General features: G+C 44.6%; 1 protein-coding gene. It reads right to left on the bottom strand.

Annotated features, from left to right (window positions below; all coding sequences use genetic code 11):
- Positions 1–231: 231 nt before the first annotated feature.
- Entirely contained in the window at positions 232–981 is a 750-nt protein-coding gene (locus tag BN1124_RS21195) for a TIR domain-containing protein (RefSeq protein ID WP_156128083.1), read from the bottom strand.
- Positions 982–2,077 lie beyond the last annotated feature (1,096 nt).

Here is a 2,077-nt window from a genome sequence, read left to right on the forward strand (position 1 = left end):
TCAGAATATCAGAATATCAGAATGTTAGAATGCTTCTATCAATCCTTTTAAATATTAGCGATCAATTTTACAAAATAATTATTGGTTCTACCGAGCACATAACTCCGAGCTCAGCGGAGTTTTTAAACCGTAGTTTTGTGGAGTGTTTTTGCGTAGCAAAACCACAAAGCTGCGACTTGAAAAATGTCCAGCACACGAAACGTACGAGCTGCAACGACTTATTAGAGGGTACTAACCTTCGCTACCAGATTTATCCTCTAAAGCTTTAATTCGTTGAGTTAATTTCTTTTTAAGATCAGACTCAGTTTTCCATTGAATGAAGCGATGCCCCTGCAAGTCAAAATGAGCCGTTTCACCATCCCGGATAGTTAGAATAATTTCTTTTCCTAATGCGTGAGCAAATCCTGCTTCATAATAGCAATTAGGTCTGGCGCCAGACAAATCAGCAATTATATATTTACTTTCAGCAATCATTTCTAATATTTGATCTGATATTTTTTTTGAATCTTGAATTTCATCAATCCTAACACTTGCCAAATTAAATTTTTTTAACACAGGTTTGTATACCTCTATATATGCCGAGTCTATAACCTCATCCCCAAATTTCATTATAAAAAAAACTTGTTGCTTTGATGGCTGAAATGCCTTCTGAAGTAGGGATGTCAATGCTGGTCCGGCATTTGATGTCTTATTTTTATTGAGGAATTCAGCGGTGCAATCATTTTTTTGAAATTCTTCTTCTTTAATTTGATCTATAATATTTTTGCTTTCTGTGACAGAAAGTGGAGATTCCGTCTTATATACTCTAAGAAAGGTTGCATTTTTCATGTTAAATAGACGATCAGCTCCTCGACTACTTTTTAACATTATTACTTGACCATTGATAAATGGAAAAACTAATTTTTCTGAAATTTTTTCTTCAGAATGATTCCACCAAAAATGATCGTCTGCACCGTATTCAAGTTTTGCATGATATCTCATTATGTACGATTCCTTTAACAGTAATTAGGTGGCAGGCGGTATAAACTCGATAAAAGAGCCTACCATATAACTCCGCCCTGCCCTGATATTCGCCACAAATAAATTAAAATTAAATCATAACATTACCGGTTCATCTCTGATACTTGGTCGAGCTCGTTTGACTTCCTCGTTTAAAGTTTCCATTGCCACTGTATAGATAAACAGTTAAAGAGCAGGTTATGGCAAGCGTCGACAAAGCTACCGCCGCTGAGTTACAGCACCCAGCTCGCTGCTTTTCACCCGCGAGATAGCAACCATCGCTGTCATGGGGCTCTCCCTAGAGATGGATTGTCGTTTGGCTATCTTAAGGGCTTTGATCGGGGCCTGGGAAGAGGAGGTTGATAGAAATCTGAGCTAGTTCAACGAATTAGTGAGCAACTGCCGTTTTAAGTGGGCTGTTGGGTTTGTAGAGAGTGCGGACATTCCCCTCACCCCAACCCTCTCCCAAGGGGAGAGGGGGCTTGTTCGGTAGCTGAGAGTTGGCACTGTCTTGTCTTGATCCCCCTCCAAGGCGCCGAGTCGAGCTCTGTGGGTCAGGAGCGCCGTCAAGGATGACGGCGCAGCCGCAGTTGGTACAGGGATGTACCATCTGCGGCGTTCCGCCCGACCCAGAGAGTGAGATGAGGAAACCCGCCGCAGGCGGGCGGCTTGTCGGGGGAGAAGACCTTTGGTGACTTTGGGTCTTTCCAAAGTCACTCGCCCAAGCCCGAAGGGCGGGCGAAACTCCGTAGAGGACGGAGTCCTTGTGTCCCATGCGGCGTAGCCGCATCAAGGGGCCAACCGCTGGCTCGGGAGTTCGGCCAAATTACTCTGCTGTGGGACGGACGATTTGCTGCGGTGCAATGCGCTGTGCTTATTGCACCCTACGTGTTCCACGAACGTCCAAATACGCTGCGCTATTCGAACCTACGGATTTGATAACGCCCGGGGAGATCCCGCTCTCCCTCACTCGAACCCTCTCCCTGAGGGAGAGGTGACAAAGATACAGGAAGCAAAAGAGATAAATAGAAAAGGGAGCCCAAGTGGGCTCCCTTTATGCTGGCTGGCTGGCTGGCTG

Origin of the sequence: Aeromonas eucrenophila (assembly GCF_000819865.1) — a bacterium.
Taxonomy (GTDB): domain Bacteria; phylum Pseudomonadota; class Gammaproteobacteria; order Enterobacterales; family Aeromonadaceae; genus Aeromonas; species Aeromonas eucrenophila.

What these genes read in the sequence shown, in the direction of transcription:
- BN1124_RS21195 (WP_156128083.1), bottom strand. Translation starts at nt 981, where the DNA reads ATGAGATATCATGCAAAACTTGAATACGGTGCAGACGATCATTTTTGG.